This window comes from Acidobacteriota bacterium, assembly GCA_034211275.1.
GTDB lineage: Bacteria > Acidobacteriota > Thermoanaerobaculia > Multivoradales > JAHZIX01 > JAGQSE01.
The window spans coordinates 12,004-29,214 of record JAXHTF010000044.1; the positions used below are offsets into that span (position 1 = coordinate 12,004).

Here is a 17,211-nt window from a genome sequence, read left to right on the forward strand (position 1 = left end):
ATAGCTCAGTGACCCCCTCGCCCCGCCCCCGGCAGATCATCCCAGAGGAGCCCGCATGACCCTCGAGCAAAAGCGCATCGTCATCGCCGTCCTGGCCTTCTTGTTTCTGGCCTCGCTGATCCTGGTGCAGAAGCTCGAGGTCAGCCGGCGGGCCCAGGAGGCCGGGCTGGAGGCGCATCCCGTCGCGGTGCCCGCCAACTCCAAGGCCTGTGTCGACTGCCACGTGCAGAGCAATCCGGGGATCATCGCCCACTGGAAGGGCAGCACCCACGCCGCCTCCGGCGTCGGCTGCGTCGAGTGCCATGCGGCGGAGCAGGACGACGCCGACGTCTTCACCCATTACGGCGCCGCCATCGCCACGGTGGTGACACCACGGGACTGCAGCCGCTGTCACCGCGAGGTGGCGGAGGAGTTCGAGCGCAGCCACCACGCCGCCGGCGGCAACATCCTGGCCTCGCTGGACAACTTCCTGGCGGAAACGGTAGAGGGAGCCCGACAGCCCTTCAACCCCCACTCGCCGACCCCCGGCAAGGCGGTGGACATGGTCAACGGCACCGCCAGCGCATTCTCCGGGTGTCAGCAGTGCCACGGCTCCAAGATCGCCCTGCTAGGCACCGACGGCGCCATGATCACCGTCGACGATCTGCAGCCCGACGCCAACGGCAAGCCCACCAATCAGGAAGCGGTGGCGCGCATCGTCAAGGACGACCGCGGCCGGCCCCTCTTCCATTCGGGCACCTGGCCCAACACCGGCATCGGTCGCCTCAACCTGGACGGTTCCCGGGGCTCCTGCAGCGCCTGCCACAGCCGTCACGACTTCTCTCCCCGCCGCGCCCGGCAGCCGGAGAATTGCGGCAAATGCCACCTCGGGCCGGACCATCCCCAAAAGGAGATCTTCGAAGAGTCGAAGCACGGTGTCGCCTACCGCGACCTGCGGGACGAGATGGATCTGGACGGCGAGAGCTGGGTGCTCGGGGAGGATTACTCCCAGGCTCCCACCTGCGCCACGTGTCATATGTCCGGCCACAGTCGCAACGGCGGCAAGATCACCCACGATCCCGGTGAGCGCATCTCCTGGACCAACCGGCCGCCGGTGAGTCTGGTGATGGACACGGACATCAACGGCGACATCGTCAAGGCCATCGATCCGACGGAGCGGCGGGCCCTCATCGTCGACACCGCCGAGGCCAAGCGCACGCGCATGAAGGAAGTGTGCTCCCACTGCCACACCCCGGACTACGTCAACTCCTTCTACCGGCAGTACGACGACCTGGTGATCCTCTACAACGAGAAATTCGCCAAGCCCGGCCAGGCCATCATCGCCGCCCTGCGGGACGAAGGCCTGATCACGCCGACCCAATTCGACGAAGAGATCGAGTGGATCTGGTTCTACCTCTGGCACCACGAGGGCCGCCGCGCCCGCCATGGCGCCTCCATGATGGCGCCGGATTACACCCATTGGCACGGCATGTTCGAGGTCGCGGAACGCTTCTATATGGAGCTCATCCCCGCCGCCCGGGAGCTCGTGGACCACGGCCGGGAGGAGGGCAACCGCGCCGGTGCCCGCCGGGTGGAAGAGGTGGTGGACGAGATCCTGGCGCGCCCGGAGCACGAGTGGTTCGAGCAGGGTGCGGCGGAGGAGATGGCCGCCATCCGCAAGGCCATGGAGGAGCGCTACGGACAGGGAGGAGAGAAACCATGAGCCAGGACCGCAAGCTTTCCGCCGGCCTCGACCGGCGGACCTTCTTCAAGATACTAGGAACCGGCGGCACCGCCGTCGCATTCTCCTGCGGCGACCGGGAAAAGGCCGAGCGCCTAGCGGAAGACGACACCGCCGTCCGCGACGCCGACCTGAGCTGGGGCAAGGCCCCCTGCCGCTTCTGCGGCACCGGCTGTGGCGTCGAGGTGGGAGTCCAAGAAGGCCGCGTGATGGCGGTACGGGGAGACGCGGCGAGCCCGGTGAACCGGGGCCTGCTGTGCGTCAAGGGCTACCACCTGCCGGCCTTCCTCTACGGTGAGGATCGTCTGACCCGCCCTCTGCGCCGGCACCCCGATGGCCGGGAAGAGCACATCTCCTGGGACGAGGCCCTGGACCTCATCGCCGCCGAGTACAGCAAGGCCTTAGAAGAAAAGGGACCCGAGGGGGTCGGAGTCTACGGCTCCGGTCAGTGGACGGTCTTCGACGGCTACACCGCCCTCAAATGGGTCAAGGGCGGCATGCGCTCGAACAACCTGGATCCCAACGCCCGGCTGTGCATGGCCAGCGCCGTCGCCGGCTTCATGACCCAATTCCAATCCGACGAGCCCATGGGCTGCTACGAGGACTTCGAGGCCGGCGACGACTTCGTGCTGTGGGGCAACAACATGGCGGAAATGCACCCGGTGCTCTACAGTCGCATCCTGGAGCACAAACGCCTCGACCCCAACGTGCGTATCGTCGACATCGGCACCCGGCGCACTCCCACCACCGAATACGCCGACCTCTACGTGGAGATCCGCCCCGGCAGCGACCTGGCCCTGGCCAACGGCCTTCTGCACCTGCTGGTGGAAAACGGCCGAGTCAACCGGAGCTTCGTGGACGAGAACGTGGTCTTCCGCCGCGGCATCGAGGACCTGGAGGAGATCGGCTACGGCTGCTACGGCGAGCAGGCGGAACGCTACACCTTCAAGGACCAGCCGCAGGAGAGCTCCCTGGCGGAGCTCCGCTCTTTCCTCCAGGACTATCGCCCTGCGCGGGTAGCGGAGCTCACCGGCGTGCCGGAGCCGCAGATCCACGCTCTCGCGGAGCTCTACGGCGATCCCCGCCGGGGCACCGTCAGCCTGTGGTGCATGGGGGTCAACCAGCACACCCGCGGCACCTGGATGAACAACCTGATCACCGATCTGCACCTGATCACCGGCAAGATCGGCCGCCCCGGCGCCAACCCCCTGAGCCTCACCGGCCAGCCCTCCGCCTGCGGCACCGCCCGGGAGGTGGGAACCCTCGCCAACCGGCTACCCGCCGACATGGTGGTGACCAAGGAGGAGCACCGGCAGAAGGCCGAGGAGATCTGGGGGCTGGAGCCGGGAACCATCAACCCCAAGCCCGGGTACCACGCGGTGGATATGTTCCGTGCCTTCCAGCGCGGTGACCTCCAGGCCCTGTGGGTCCAGACCACCAACCCGTGGGTCAGCCTGCCGAACCTGCACCGCTTCGAGCGGCGCCCCGGGGACGGGCGCTTCCTGGTGGTTTCGGACATCTACCCCACCCCCACCACCGCCGCCGCCGACCTGGTGCTCCCCGCCGCCGCCTGGGTTGAGCGGGAAGGAGTCTTCGGCAACACCGAGCGGCGCACCCAGCAGTGGAACCAGTTGGTGCCCCCTCCCGGCGAGGCCAAGGAGGACGCCTGGCAGATGATCCAGGTGGCCCAGCGCATGGGAATGGAGCACCTCTTCCCCTGGTCCGAGGACGACTGGCACGAGCCCATGTTCGAGGAGTACCGACGCTTCACCCTGGGAGTGGGCAAGGATCTGGCCAGCTACCAGCAACTGAAGGAAACCCGCGGGCTGCGCTGGCCGGTGGTGGACGGCAAGGAAACCCCCTACCGCTACACCGCCGGCTACGACCCGTATGTGAAGAAAGATTCCGGCGTCCACTTCTACAAGGCCAAAGGCTATGGCGAGAAGGCCGCCTTCTGGCTGCGCCCCTACCACCCGCCGGCGGAAGTGCCCGACGACGAGTACCCCTTCTGGCTCAGCACCGGCCGCATCCTGGAGCATTGGCACACCGGCTCCATGACCCGGCGGGTGCGCCAGCTGCACCAGGCGGCACCGCAGGCCTACGCCGAGCTCAACCGCGCCGACGCCGCCGAGATGGGCATCCAGGGGGGCGACCGCATCCGGCTGATCAGCCGCCGCGGAGAAATGGAGCTCACCGCCCAGATCGACGGCCGCGGAAAGCCACCCCGAGGCTCGGTCTTCGTACCTTTCTTTGACGAGTCGAAGCGCATCAACGAACTAACCTTGGACGCCATGGACAACATCAGCAAGGAGCCGGACTACAAGAAGTGCGCCGTGCGGGTGGAGCGGGCGTGAGCCACGCCTCCCGAGCACGGCGGATCCCGCTGCGCAGGCCGCTCCGAGCCACAGCCCGCCGCCTCCTGGCCGCAGGCTGCTGGCTGCTGCTGGCGGCGGGTTGCGGCGAGTCCTCCGACGGCGTTCCGGTACCCGGCTACGAGGGCACCACCAAGACGCCGGCAGTGGAACGGGCGGAGCGGCGCCTCTATGACGGCGCCCCGCCGGTGATTCCCCACGTCAGCTTCGGAGCTGCCTGCATCTCCTGCCACAACGAAGAGGGAATGGCGGTGGCGGGAACGGGCTTCGCGCCTCCCAACCCCCACGAGCGTACCCGCGGCCTGAGCGATCACTCCAACTGCCGCCAATGTCACGTCTTCCAGGTCACCGACGAGCCCTGGCGCGGCTCCACCTTCGCCGGTTTGCGCCAAGATCTGCGGGCGGGTCGCCGCCTCAATCCTCTGACGCCGCCGGTGATTCCCCACAAGGTCCTGATGCGGGAGAACTGCCAGGCCTGCCACTCTGGGCCCGCCGCCCGGGAGGAGATCCGCACCGACCATCCGGAGCGCCTCCACTGCCGCCAATGCCACCTGGAGCAAACCACCACCGCCACCTTCCCCGATGGCCCGCCTCGGAGCTGACGATGAAGATCTCGACCTGTGCAGGGCTCGTCCTGGCCCTCGCCCTCGGTCTGTCGACCACCCAGCTGCAAGCTGTCGAGCAGGCTCCGCCGGAAACGAACACCGAAGCCGACTCCCCCTCTTCTGAATCTGAAGAGCTCAGCTTCCTCGAGGCCCTGCGGGGTGGGGAACCGGAGATCTCGCTGCGCTACCGCTTCGAGACGGTGGAAACCGACGCCCTGGCTCGGGATGCCTATGCCTCGACCCTGCGCTCGACCCTCGGATACCGCACAGCACCTTTCCACGGCTTCAGCCTCTTCGCTCAGCTGGAGAACGTCGTCGCCCTCTTCGACGACGACACCTACCGCAACGCCGGCGCCGGAAGTCTGTTCAACGGTGTCACCGACCGCCCGGTGATCGCCGACCCGGAGCTCACCGAGGTCTTGCAAGTCTACCTCCGGCATCAGCGGGGGCCTTTCACCACCACCCTCGGCCGCCAGGAGATCAACCTCGGCGATCAGCGCTTCGTCGGCGCCGTCGGATGGCGCCAACACCACCAGAGCTTCGACGCCTTGCGCTTCGAGGCCGAGGTCCATCCCCGGGTGCAGCTCGATTACGCCTACCTGGACGAAGTGCACCGCATCTTCGGCGATTCCCAACCCATGAGCTCCCACTTGCTGACGGTACCCGTCTCCCTGGGCGGAGAGCACCGGCTCCGCCTCTACGACTACCTGCTGGACTACGATCGCCCCGCCGACGCCGGCCGGTCGAGCACCACCTACGGCACCGAGTACACCGGCGCCCGAGAGCTAGGAGGTGGCTGGAAGCTGTCCTGGGAGGCGGAGCTCGCCGAGCAGCGGGACGCCGGCGATAATCCTCGGGATCTGGACACCGGCTACCGCAACGCCAGCCTCGCCCTCGGCCGGGGAGGCTACTCGGCGCGGCTGACCTGGGAGGTGCTCGAAGGGGGTCGCGGCGGCGCCTTCCAGACGCCTCTGGCGACGCTGCACAAATGGAACGGCTGGGCGGATCAATTCCTCAACACCCCGTCAGCGGGGCTCGAGACCCTCTATTTCCAGCTCGCCGGACCGGCGGGGCCGATCCGCTGGACCGTGATCTACCTGGATTTCCAGGCGGAGGCTGTCGACCGGGACTACGGCAGCGAAATCGACGCTCAGCTAACCTGGAAATCCTCCTGGGGCCAGGCATTCGGCCTCAAGCTCGCCTTCTACGACGCCGACACCTTCTCCTCCGACACCGAGAAGGCGATGCTCTGGACCGCTTTCAGCTTCTAAAGACGGCGGCCGGCTCCGCAGACTCCGGGACGATTCAGGCCGCCTTCTGCTGCCGCAGCTCCCGGAACCCGATGAGCTTCTCGGCCTCTTCATCCCAGAGGGCCAGGTTGAGCAGCCGGAAGGAGTCGCTCAAGCGGATCCGGGTGCTCTGCTGGAGGTCCGGGGAGGCGTTCATGCACGCCTCCAGCTTGTAGTTGGGGACCATGCTGTTGAGGTGGTGGACGTGGTGGATGCCGATGTAGGCGGTGATCCACTGCAGGGGCCGGGGCAGCACCAGGTGGGAGGCGCCGTAGATGGAGGCCTCGAAGTGGTCCCAATCCTCTTTGCGGTGCCAGTAGGTGTTCTCGTATTGATGCTGGACGTAGAAGAGGTAGACGCCCAGCGACGTGGTGAGCATCAAGACCGGCAGGTGCACCAAGAGCAGACTCTTCCAGCCTACCGCCAGGACCATCACCGTCACCAAGGCCACCAGGGCAGCATTGGTCCCCCACACGCTGGCCCACTCCTTCTTCCAGGACTTGGGGATGTCCCAGGGGTAGCGATGCTTGACCACGAAGTGGAAGAGCGGACCGACGGTGAGCAGGAGCAGCGGGTTTCGGTAGAGCCGGTAGGCGAGGCGCTCCCGGGGAGTACTGGCCTCGTACTCCCGGCGAGTCTTCGTCTCGATGTCGCCGAAGCTGCGGAAGTCGAGGTTGCCGGAATGGGCGTGATGGTGGGCGTGGGTGCGGCGCCAGTATTGGTACGGGGTCAGCGTCAGCACGCCGATGCAAAAGCCCACCCAATCCCGCGCCCGGCGGGACCGGAAGTAGGAGCCGTGACCGCAGTCGTGCTGGATCATGAACAGGCGCATGAGGAAGCCCGCGGTGGGCAGCGCCAGCAGGAGGGTGAGCCAGTAACCGATCTGGAGGCTCCATAGCATCGCCGCCCAGGAGCCCGCGAAGAGCACCACCGTCAGGCTCAGCTGGAGCACGCTCCGCCAGGTATCCGGCCCCTTGAACTCCGCCACCACTTTCTTGCACCGCTGGGCGGCTGTGGGATCGGAGGACCGTCGGCCCTTGATCGGCGGGTTCGCCGGCGGAGGCATCACCGCGGGCGGAGAAGGCGCAACTGAATCAGAGACCGTTTGCATCGACATCATAAGAACCTTGCTCGGCAAAGTGGAAGCTGGCTTTCCTCGTCTAGGAGGCGATCCTCGGCTAGGGGGAGAGGGCGCGAGGAATGCGCGAGGCGAGGGATCGAGGAGCGGCGTCTTGTTCTTAGCTGACCGCTTCCGCCGCCCGGTGCGGCGAGCTTGTGCAAAGTACCACCCCTGACGCCTATCGAGTGTCAGACCACTGTCAGGATTGAGTGGTGTCGGGCGGGCGAGGCGGCATGCACCGATTGAAAATCGGATTCTCAGTCGGTGCAAGGCCGCTGGGTCGCAGGAGGTGCGAACTATGCAGGGGTGGAGCTGGAAGGCTCCTTGCCGCAGGCTATTCGTCCTACCTGATCACCAGCTTCCTCCCCTCGCCTTCGGGAATCCATGCCTGGGGTCCGTCTCAAAGGTCAAGTCGCGCTCACACGGCCGGAGAACAGCAGGCTCCGGCTGCACGAGGCCCCAGAAAACTCTTCGAGAGGAAGCACTCCATGCCCATCGTCAATTCCTTCGGACTGATCGACAACAACGGCAACACCGTCTCCGGCAGTGGAGACTTTGCATCCACCAAGAACTACCCTGGGTATTTCACCCTCACGTTCGGCCGCGATGTCCGCCAAGCCACCGTCACCGCGACTCCGCGCAGCCTCCCCTACTGCGACAACAATGGCCGAGGCCTGACCGTCTGCAACCCTGCCGACAACCCCCAGCAACTGGGCTTCTTCATCGACGATCCCAACGACCTTCTGGGGTTCAGCTTCATGCTGATCGACGATCAGGACGACGACGAGAACCAGTAGCCGAAGAGACGTTATTGGCCCAGCCAGTAGCTCACTCCCGAATGCGCAGCCGGCTCTCGTCGACCACCCAGAGCTGCCCTGTGGGAGTGTGCTCGCGTAGAAGCATCAGGAAGCGCTCCAGCATCTTCAGCAGGTACTCCGTCTCCTGAGTTCTGAGCCGAAACACAACCAGCCCTGCCGAGTTCTCCGGAGGATAGGCTCGGATGTTGGCAAAATCAGTGTCGAAAGTCAGGAGAATTCGTCCCTCGGTGCGGCAGACCTCAGCGATGAGCGTGTCTCGTTGCCCTCCCAGGTCTTGATCGAGGACAGAAACCGCGTCCAGCCCAGCTTCCTGAAGAAATTGAACGGCCTCTGTCGGTAGGTTCTCGTCGAGTTTGAACCGCACGAGAGCTTCTTCAAGCCGGCACTGGGATGACTCGCTCACGGGCCAGCTCCGCCGCATAAGCCATCGCGGCCTGCAGGCTCTGGGGCGTGAGGGCCGGATAGCTGGCGAGAATCTGCTCGGAGCTTCGACCGGCAGCGAGGTTGTCCAAGACCACTGAGACCATGATCCGCGTACCTTTGAAGCAGACCTTGCCGTGGCAGATCTCAGGATCGGCGATGATGTGATCTTGCCAGTTCATGAGGCTCCTCCCCGGTTTCGTCTCGCGACCATCCCAACGCTACGAACCCAGTATACCGAGCCTCCTGGAGCGCGGTTGGGAGATTCGGTCGAGCTATCCCTTAGCTCGTTCCCGTCGCCGCGTGTGCAGAGCTTCGAGGTTCTCCCGTTCCCACACGCGCTGCTGTGCATCAGCATCAGCTACGGATCGGTGCTTATAAACACCCGGGGGAAACTGCGGCTGGGTAGTCCGGGTTGCCAAAGACCAAGTTGACCGGATGGCCTCGAAGAGCCTGGAACTTCCCCGCTTCTGCCAGGCGTTCCCATCCATCTCAGCGACATCTCGGTACTTCCGGATCGGCATCACTCTTCCTCCAAATCGAAGTGCTCCCGTAGTCTCTCCGCGTCTGCTCGGTCCTGAGGCCTAACGGTCGCCTTCTTCATCCTGTAGAGGGTTTTGGCAGTAGCCACACTCACCTCCACACCATCAAATTCCACCCTTTCAGACTCCAGATCCTCAAAACTGTAGGCATCCCCGAGGCGAGTCAGGAGGTCGATGTGGAAGGTGCCTTCAGGAGGAACGTATTGGATCGCTGGATAATCTCCCAGCAGATCTTTTGGGGTGATCTCATCTAGGTGCGGATCATCGAAGACCGACTTCAAGGCCTCGCGCAGCCTGACAACGTTCTCCCGCTGTGGGGCTATGAAGACGTCCAGATCGAGAGTGGCCCTGGGTAAGCCTTGTAGATTCAAAGCCACCGCACCGATGATGACGTATCGAACGCCCGTCCGCTCGAAAGCCATCAGGACCTCGCGAGTTTGATCAAAGTCCATAGAGCTCTTCCTCGATCCAGTGTAGTCGATCCCCACCCATCCGCGCTCATGGAGCCCCCTCGCACCTTGCAGCCCCACCGCCCCATCTTCTAAGATCTTCAGCAATTAGTCCCCGAGCCACTGGTCTTCCAGAGCCGATCCGTTGTCGGGATCGGGCCCTGGGTTGAAGAGTTGTATCCCCGACCGCGTTCCGGAGATCCGGGCGCTACCGGGGAATGTTCGCAAGCCATTTGGGCGGCGCTGAGGATCTGCCTGTTCTCCGGATTCTCGACGGCGCCCTTGACCAGGAGCGCTCATGACACGTCTTTCCTCGCCCCTCGAAGAGATTCGCGACCATTACGACGCGGTGGTGATCGGCTCCGGCTATGGCGGAGGGATCTCCGCCTCCCGGCTGGCCCGGGCCGGGCGCAAGGTCTGCCTGCTGGAGCGCGGGCGGGAGATCCGGCCCGGGGAGTATCCCGACACCCAGGTGGAAGCGGTGGAGGAGACCCAGATCGACAGCCCCGACGGGCATCTGGGCAAGAGGACGGGGATGTTCGACTTCCACGTCGAGGAGAACATCAACTTCCTGGTGGGCTGCGGCCTCGGCGGCACCTCGTTGATCAACGCCAACGTCGCCCTGCGGGCGGTGGAAGGGGTGTGGGATGACCCGCGGTGGCCGAAGGAGCTGCTCGGAGGGACGGACCCGCTGATCGAGAAGGGCTACCAGCGGGCGGAGACCATGCTCGGCTCCAACCCCTATCCCGACGGCTACCCCACCCTGCCCAAGCTCGAGGCAAATAAGAAGTCCGCCGCGGGGCTGGGCATGACGCCGGAATTCTACAAACCGCCCATCAACGTCACCTTCCAGGACGGCACGAACCACGCCGGGGTGCAGCAGAAGGCGTGCATCAACTGCGGGGACTGCGTCGCCGGGTGCAACCATTGGGCGAAGAACACCACCCTGATGAACTACCTTCCCGACGCCCACAACCACGGCGCGGAGATCTTCACCGGATGTTGGGTCAGCCACGTGGAGCGGAAGGATGGGCGATGGGTAGTGCACTTCCAGGCGGTAGCCGAGGGGCGGGAGAAATACGACGCCCCGGAGCTCTTCGTCACCGCCGACCTGGTGGTGGTCTCCGCCGGCACCCTGGGCTCGACGGAGATCCTCCTGCGCTCCAAGGCCAAGGGCCTCGATCTATCCCACCACGTGGGCCAACACATGTCCGGCAACGGCGACGTGCTGGGCTTCGCCTACAACTGCGACGAAGAGATCAACGGCATCGGCTTCGGCAGCCACACCGACGGCTCGGTGGATCCGGTGGGGCCGTGCATCACCAGCATCATCGACCACCGCGACACGGAGGATTGGAAGCAGGGCTTCGTCATCGAGGAAGGCTCCATCCCCGGCGCCATTGGCCCCGCCATGCCGGCGGCCTTCGCCATCACCGGCGAGCTGCTGGGGAAGGACACGGATCATGGCGTCATCGACCGCCTGAAGGAGACCGGCCGCATCGCCGAGAGCTTCCTCCGCGGGCCCTACCACGGCGCGGTGAACAACACCCAGACCTACCTGGTGATGTCCCACGACGGCAGCGAGGGAGAAGGGCTGCTGAAGGAGGACCGCTTCCGGGTGAGCTGGCCCAACTACGGCCACGAGCCCATCTTCACCACCGTCAACGACACCCTGGAAGCCGCCACCGAACCCCTCGGCGGCACCTGGACCAAGGACCCCATCTGGACCAAGCTGCTCAACGACAGCCTGATCTCCGTCCATCCCCTTGGCGGCTGCTGCATGGCCGACGACGCCGGCTCCGGGGTCACCAACCACAAAGGACAGGTGTTCAAGGGCAGCTCCGGCACCGAGGTCCACGACGGCCTGTACGTCGCCGACGGCTCCATCGTGCCCCTCTCCCTGGGGGTCAACCCGCTGCTCACCATCTCCGCCCTCAGCGAGCGCTCGATGCAGCTGCTGGCGGACGAGCGGGGCTGGACGCTGGACGCCGACTCGCCCTCGGCGCCACCGGCGGGCCAGAGCCAGGGGCCGGGGGAGAGCCAAACCCAAAAGCTCGGCATCCGCTTCACCGAGACCATGAAGGGTTATTTCTCCACCGTGGTGCAGAACGACTACCAGGCGGCCTACGACCAGGGCAAGAGCGCCGACTCCGCCATGGCCTTCACCCTTACCGTGGAGGCGAAGGATCTGGACGCCCTCATCGAACGGGCGGATCATCCGGCGCAGATGTTCGGCACGGTCTCCTGCCGCGCCCTCTCCGCCCAGCCCCTCACCGTCCACGACGGCATCTTCGAGCTCTTCATCGACAATCCGGGGCAGGTGGAGACCAAGAATATGGTCTACCGCATGGTGCTGGAGGCGGAGGAAGGGAAGTACTTCTACTTCCACGGTTTCAAGAAGGTGCACACCGCCAGCATCCTGGCGTCCTGGCCGCAAACCACCACCCTCTACGTCACGGTCTACGAAGGCAAGGACGACACCGGCGCGGTGGTGGGTCAGGGGATCCTGCACATCCAGCCGCTGGATTTTGCCAAGCAGATGACCACCATGAAGGTGCTGGGAGCCACCAGCGCCCGCCAGCGGGTGGAAGCTCTGGGCCGCTTCGGCGAGTACTTCGCCGGCGTGCTGTGGCAGGCCTACGGCGGCGTCCTGGTGCCGGACAAGTACTTCAACCCCGACGCGCCGCCGCGCAAGCAGCGGCCCCTGCGGGTGAGCGCTCCGGAGGTCCACCACTTCGAGACCCGGGACGGCGTCACCCTGCGCCTGACCCGCTACCGCGGCGGCAACAAGGGGCCGGTGCTGCTGGTCCACGGAGCCGGGGTCTCCAGCCGCATCTTCTCCACCGATCTCATCGACACCAATCTGCTGGAGTACCTCTTCGCCCACGGCTATGACGTATGGCTCTTCGACTTCCGGGTATCCATCGAGCTGCCGGCGTCGCTGCAGCAGTCCAATGGCGACCAGATCGCCGACTTCGACCATCCGGAAGCGGTGCGCTATGTGCTCGAGGCCACCGGCGCCAAGAGCCTCCAGGCGGTGGTCCATTGCTACGGCTCCAACACCTTCTTCATGGCGCTGCTGGCGGGCATGGAGGGGGTGCGCTCGGTGGTCTGCTCGCAGGTGGCCACCAACCTGCTCTCGCCGCTGGACGTGCGGCTCAAATCCGGCCTGCACCTGCCGTCCCTCCTCGACCACCTGGGGATCAAATCCCTCACCGCCTACGTCGACAGCACCGCCAACTGGCGCAGCCGGCTGTACGACGACTTGTTGCGCCTCTATCCCACTCCCAAGGGCGAGCACAATCGCAACCCGGTAAGCCAGCGCATCAGCTTCATGTACGGCGAGCTCTACCAGCTGGAGCAGCTCGACCAGCGCACCTTCGACAATCTCCACGAGCTCTTCGGCGTGGGCAATATCGCCACCTTCGAGCACCTGGCGTTGATGGTGCGGGAGAAGCACGTGGTCTCCCACACCGGCGAAGAGCTCTACATGCCGCATCTGGACCGGCTGGCCCTGCCCATGCGCTTCATCCACGGCGAGAAGAACCGGTGCTATTTGCCCAAGAGCACCCTCGCCACCGTCGACCTGCTGTCGGAGGCCAACGGCGGCGAGCTCTACAGCCGCTACGTCATCCCGGGCTACGGCCACATCGACTGCATCTTCGGCAAGAACGCCGTCGACGACGTCTATCCGCTGATGCTCGAGCATCTGGAAGCCACCCTCTAATCCAGCAAATCCAATGATCGAGGAGACCCAGCCATGAACGCGTACCTCAAGTGGTTCGAGCGCCTGACCTGGATCGGCGTCGCCGTCAACCTGGGATTCATCCTCCCGGCCCTCTTCGCACCGGATCTGATGGAGGCCATGCTCGGCCCCGGGTCCATGGAGTTCGCCCTGGTCTGGGTCGCCTACGCTGGCTTCCTGCTCTTGCTGGCCAGCCTCTTCTATCTGCCGGCGGCACGGGATCCCCTGGGGTTCCACGTCTACGCCTGGCTGTCGGTGGTGGGGCGCGGCATAGCGGCGTGCTTCTGGCTGTGGCAGAACGGTCGCTGGGAGCTGCCCGGTCCGATCCAGACCTTTTGGATCACCGACGGCGCCTTCTGCGTCCTCTTCTTGGTGCTTCTGCAGTTGGGGCTGCCGGCGGAGCAGAAGATCTCCATCGGCAATCTGGGGCGGGTGATGAAGAGCTGGGGGGAGAATTTCTCCCGCGTCTTCGACGCCCAAACCCCGGGAGCCTTGCGAGCCTTCGCCCTGCTCACCTGGCTGGCGGTGCTGGTCAATCTGGGCTGCGCCGCCCTGGCGCTGCTGGCTCCCGAGAGCTTCGTCGGCACCTTCGGCGGCACGCAGCTGGCCTGGGTGTATTTGTGGGTGGGCAATTGCGGCATGCTGCTGGTACAGATCAGCCTCTTCGCCCTGCCGGCCTCGGTGCAGCCGGAGCGCTACCGGGTCTACGCCTGGTTGTCGGTGGCGGGGTGGTTCGGCTCCGCCGCCTTCTGGCTGTGGCAGACCTCACGCTGGAGCCTGAGCGGCGCCACCGGCTGGTTCTGGCTCATCGATGCGGTGCTGGCCATCCTCCTTCTGCTGGCGCTGCAGCGCGGGCTGCCGGCGACCTACCGGGCCAGCGGCGCGGGCATCGGCGGCGTGCTGCGGTCCTGGGGCGGCCACGTCGCCGCCCTGCTCAAATCACCGGTGGCGTTGGGACTGCTGGTCCTGGTGCTGCTGGTGGGCGGCTATCTCGCCCACGGCGTCTACGACACCCTGCTGCGCACCGAGCCGGATCCCATCTACGACGACCCGGCGGAGCAGTTCAAATACGGCGCCATCGGCCTGGCGGTGGAGGCCCGCATTCCCTACTACCTGTGGCAGGTGCTGCCGGAGATCTGCCCCGACAAGCTGCCCGATGCCGACGCCGGCTGGAAGTCGCTGGGACTGCTCTACGAGGACGGCAAGGACCTCCCCATCGGCTTCGCCCTGCGCCACCAGGGCTATCCGGCGGTGGAGCCCAATTGCTCCCTCTGCCACACCGCCGCCTACCGCACCGAAGCCGACAGCGAGCAGCAGATCGCCCTCGGAGGGCCGGCCCACACCCTGGATCTCCAGGCCTTCCAGTGGTTCCTCTACGACTGCGCCCAGGATCCACGGTTCAAAGCGAGAGACATCGTCGCCAAGATCCGCGACAAGCAGGATCTGAGCTGGCTGCAGGCCAAGCTGTATGAATATGTGGTGATCCCCACCGCCAAGAGCGGTCTGGAGACCCAGCGCCGCGGCTATTCCTGGCAGAAGAGCCGTCCGCCCCAGGGCCGGGGCCGCACCGACACGTTCAACCCCACCAAGATCACCGTCTTCAATCTCCCCGACGATGGCTCCATCGGCACGGTGGATCTGCCGGCGATCTGGAATCAGCGCGCCCGGGAGGGGATGTACCTGCATTGGGACGGCAACAACAACGCCATCCGCGAGCGCAACTATGCCGCCGCCATGGCGGTGGGAGCGACGCCGGACTCGGTGTTGCCGGACCACTTCAAGATCGTCACCGACTTTGTTCTCCAGCTGCCACCACCGGCCTTCCCCGGCACCATCGATGAAGAGAAGTCGGCCCGAGGCTGGGAGATCTTCAAGGCCCAATGCGCCAGCTGTCATGAGTTCGGCGGGCCGAAGATCGGCACCGTCACCAACATCGCCGACGTCGGCACCGACCCCCACCGCCTGGAGTCCTTCACCGAGAAGTTGGTAGAGACTTTCCACACGGTGCACGAGGGGCTGTTCCAATTCGACGCCTACCGCAAGACCCAGGGCTACGCCAACCTACCCATCGACGGCATCTGGGCCCGCGGACCGTATCTGCACAACGGCTCGGTGCCGACGCTCTGGGATCTGCTGCAGCCGGTGGAACAGCGGCCCAAGAGCTTCCGCACCGGCTACGACGTCTTCGACCCGGTGAAGGTGGGTTTCCTGCATCAGGAGCCGAAGATCCAAGGCTCAACGTTCCTGCTGGACACCACGGTGGACGGCAACGGCAACGGTGGGCATCTTTACGGAGTGGAGCTGACGGACGAGGAGAAGTGGGATCTCATCGAGTATTTGAAGACCCTGTGAACGATCCCGAGGATCATCCATGACCCGCCTCAACACCTTTCGTCATCCCCAACACTCGATTTTCCAAAGCCTGGTGGAGGGCGTCGCCAGCAAGCTGGGAGACACCCTCGGCCTGGACTCAGGGGCCCCGGAGCGGGGGAACTCCGCCGACCAGCCACGGCTGGGGCCCGGTCACCCCGCCGCCGATGTCGCCCACGCCATCACGCAGCACCAGGCGGCGCAGCCTGCGGACGCTCCCCAGCCGGTGCCGGAAACGCCGCCGAAGGACCTCCAGGAGAAGCATCCGGGGGTGGTCCACAAGCTGTGGGATTGTGCCCGCCTGGCCGCCGAAGCGCTGGCGGCCAAGCATCGCGGCGACCTGGCCAAAGCTCTGGCCAAGCGGGACGAGCTGGACTTCAGCTCCTGCGACCCCCGGTGGGCAGAATCGGTGACCACGTATCTGAGCTTCCTCGACAGCAACGCCCACGGAAAGATTCCTTATGTGCGCTACCGGCGGATGAGCGATTTCGTCCTGCCCACCCTGCCCGCCGACGCCAAGGTAGCGCTGGTGGGAGATTGGGGCACCGGCACCTCCGACGCCATCGCGCTGATGCGGCAGGTCGCGAAACACCAGCCGGACGTGGTGATCCACCTCGGGGATATTTATTACTCCGGCACGCCGGAGGAGACGAAGAAGTTCTTCCTCGACATCGTCGACGAGGTCTTCGAACGCGACAAGCAACCGGTGGCGGTTTACAATCTCACCGGCAATCACGATATGTACAGCGGCGGCGCCGGATACTACGGCCTGCTGCCCCAGCTCAATCCGCCGCCGCTCTTCTCAGCGGCGCAGGCGCAGCGGGCGAGTTATTTCGCTTTGCGCAGCGACGCCTGGCAGCTCTTGGCCATGGACACCGGACTCCACGACCGTGACCCCTTCACCGTCTCGTCTGACGTCACCTTCCTCGACCCCAAAGAAGAAGATTGGCACGTGGACAAGATCCGTTCGTTTAGCCGCGGCGGCGGGCGCACGGTGCTGCTCTCCCACCATCAGCTCTTCTCCGCCCACGAGCGCATCGGCGGTGATGACACCGTCAAACCCACGGGTGAAGAGGCCACCAACCCCAAGCTGATGAGCAGCTATCGCAAGTTTCAGCAGGCCGCCGCGGAGGGCACCGGCGATCTCGCCGCCTGGTTTTGGGGCCACGAGCACAATCTTTGCGTTTACCAGCCAACCCTGGGGCTGGCCAAGGGCCGCTGCATCGGTCATGGAGCGATCCCGGCGCTGGTGGAGGCGGATCCCTACGCGCCTAACCCGAAGGTCCCCAACCCGCCGCAGATGGTGGAGGATCCGGCGAACCCCGGTCAGCCGCTGCGGCTGGGCGTCGTCGATGAGAGCTATGCCCACGGCTTCGTGATCCTGCGCCTCGACGACCAGCGCCGCCAGGCCACCGCTTCCTACTACCAGGAAACCGACTGGAGCCGACCGATGTATCGGGAGGTTCTGTGAGGGCCTGGCAGAACTGATCCACATTTTTTCCAATTCTTTCAGGAGCCACTGATGAAGCATGCCTCTGCGAGCCCCCGCCCGACGGCGAGCCCCCGCCCGACGGCAAGCGCCCCCCCGGTCTTTTTCCCGCCTGCCTCCGCTCAGGCCTCGGCACTGCTGGCCACCGCAGGCGGGCGAGCCGTCGCGGCGCGCGGAAAACTCGCTGCCGCTCAGACAGTTCCGCGCGTTTCTCCGCGCTGGCTCGTGCCTGCGGTGGGTGCCTCGGGGTCTTCGCCGGATGCAGGCGGGAA

Annotated in this window: 12 protein-coding genes; 8 read left to right on the forward strand and 4 right to left on the reverse strand. The window is 65.4% G+C overall.

Annotated elements, in window-relative coordinates:
- Positions 1-55 precede the first annotated feature (55 nt).
- Genes SX243_09645 through SX243_09660 form a run of 4 tightly spaced genes read left to right on the forward strand, consistent with a single transcriptional unit; the run spans position 56 to position 5,968 of the window.
- Positions 56-1,702: a multiheme c-type cytochrome gene (locus SX243_09645; protein MDY7093222.1), complete on the forward strand. Its 1,647-nt coding sequence runs from the start codon at positions 56-58 to the stop codon at positions 1,700-1,702.
- Positions 1,699-4,074: a molybdopterin-dependent oxidoreductase gene (locus SX243_09650; protein ID MDY7093223.1), complete on the forward strand. Its 2,376-nt coding sequence runs from the start codon at positions 1,699-1,701 to the stop codon at positions 4,072-4,074. The genes SX243_09645 and SX243_09650 overlap by 4 nt, the downstream gene beginning before the upstream one ends.
- On the forward strand, positions 4,071-4,694 hold the full coding sequence (locus SX243_09655; GenBank protein MDY7093224.1) for a hypothetical protein: 624 nt from the start codon (positions 4,071-4,073) through the stop codon (positions 4,692-4,694). Before SX243_09650 ends, SX243_09655 begins: the two co-directional genes overlap by 4 nt.
- A gap of 2 nt (positions 4,695-4,696) precedes the next feature.
- A complete protein-coding gene (locus SX243_09660) occupies positions 4,697-5,968 on the forward strand; it encodes an alginate export family protein (protein ID MDY7093225.1) in 1,272 nt (423 codons plus the stop codon).
- A gap of 34 nt (positions 5,969-6,002) precedes the next feature.
- Here the strand turns inward: SX243_09660 and SX243_09665 are convergent, their stop codons facing one another.
- Positions 6,003-6,974, reverse strand: coding sequence for a fatty acid desaturase (locus SX243_09665; GenBank protein ID MDY7093226.1), 972 nt, complete (start codon positions 6,972-6,974; stop codon positions 6,003-6,005).
- 620 nt (positions 6,975-7,594) lie between these two features.
- On the opposite strand from SX243_09665, the gene SX243_09670 reads away from it, so the two are divergent.
- Positions 7,595-7,903: a hypothetical protein gene (locus SX243_09670; protein MDY7093227.1), complete on the forward strand. Its 309-nt coding sequence runs from the start codon at positions 7,595-7,597 to the stop codon at positions 7,901-7,903.
- A gap of 31 nt (positions 7,904-7,934) precedes the next feature.
- Here the strand turns inward: SX243_09670 and SX243_09675 are convergent, their stop codons facing one another.
- The 3 genes from SX243_09675 to SX243_09685 form a co-directional block, all read right to left on the reverse strand.
- The gene (locus SX243_09675) at positions 7,935-8,327 is read right to left on the reverse strand and encodes a DUF5615 family PIN-like protein (protein MDY7093228.1); all 393 of its coding nucleotides are present in this window, start codon (positions 8,325-8,327) and stop codon (positions 7,935-7,937) included.
- Positions 8,299-8,526, reverse strand: a complete 228-nt coding sequence (locus SX243_09680) for a DUF433 domain-containing protein (protein ID MDY7093229.1) — start codon at positions 8,524-8,526, stop codon at positions 8,299-8,301. Before SX243_09680 ends, SX243_09675 begins: the two co-directional genes overlap by 29 nt.
- A 341-nt stretch (positions 8,527-8,867) precedes the next feature.
- Positions 8,868-9,374, reverse strand: a complete 507-nt coding sequence (locus tag SX243_09685) for a hypothetical protein (GenBank protein ID MDY7093230.1) — start codon at positions 9,372-9,374, stop codon at positions 8,868-8,870.
- Positions 9,375-9,633: 259 nt separating this feature from the next.
- Here SX243_09685 and SX243_09690 point away from each other — a divergent pair, with 259 nt between their 5' ends.
- Genes SX243_09690 through SX243_09700 form a run of 3 tightly spaced genes read left to right on the forward strand, consistent with a single transcriptional unit; the run spans position 9,634 to position 16,921 of the window.
- A complete protein-coding gene (locus SX243_09690) occupies positions 9,634-13,062 on the forward strand; it encodes an alpha/beta fold hydrolase (GenBank protein MDY7093231.1) in 3,429 nt (1,142 codons plus the stop codon).
- Positions 13,063-13,095: 33 nt separating this feature from the next.
- Positions 13,096-15,432, forward strand: a complete 2,337-nt coding sequence (locus SX243_09695) for a cytochrome c (GenBank protein ID MDY7093232.1) — start codon at positions 13,096-13,098, stop codon at positions 15,430-15,432.
- 19 nt (positions 15,433-15,451) lie between these two features.
- On the forward strand, positions 15,452-16,921 hold the full coding sequence (locus SX243_09700) for a metallophosphoesterase (GenBank protein ID MDY7093233.1): 1,470 nt from the start codon (positions 15,452-15,454) through the stop codon (positions 16,919-16,921).
- Positions 16,922-17,211: the final 290 nt, after the last annotated feature.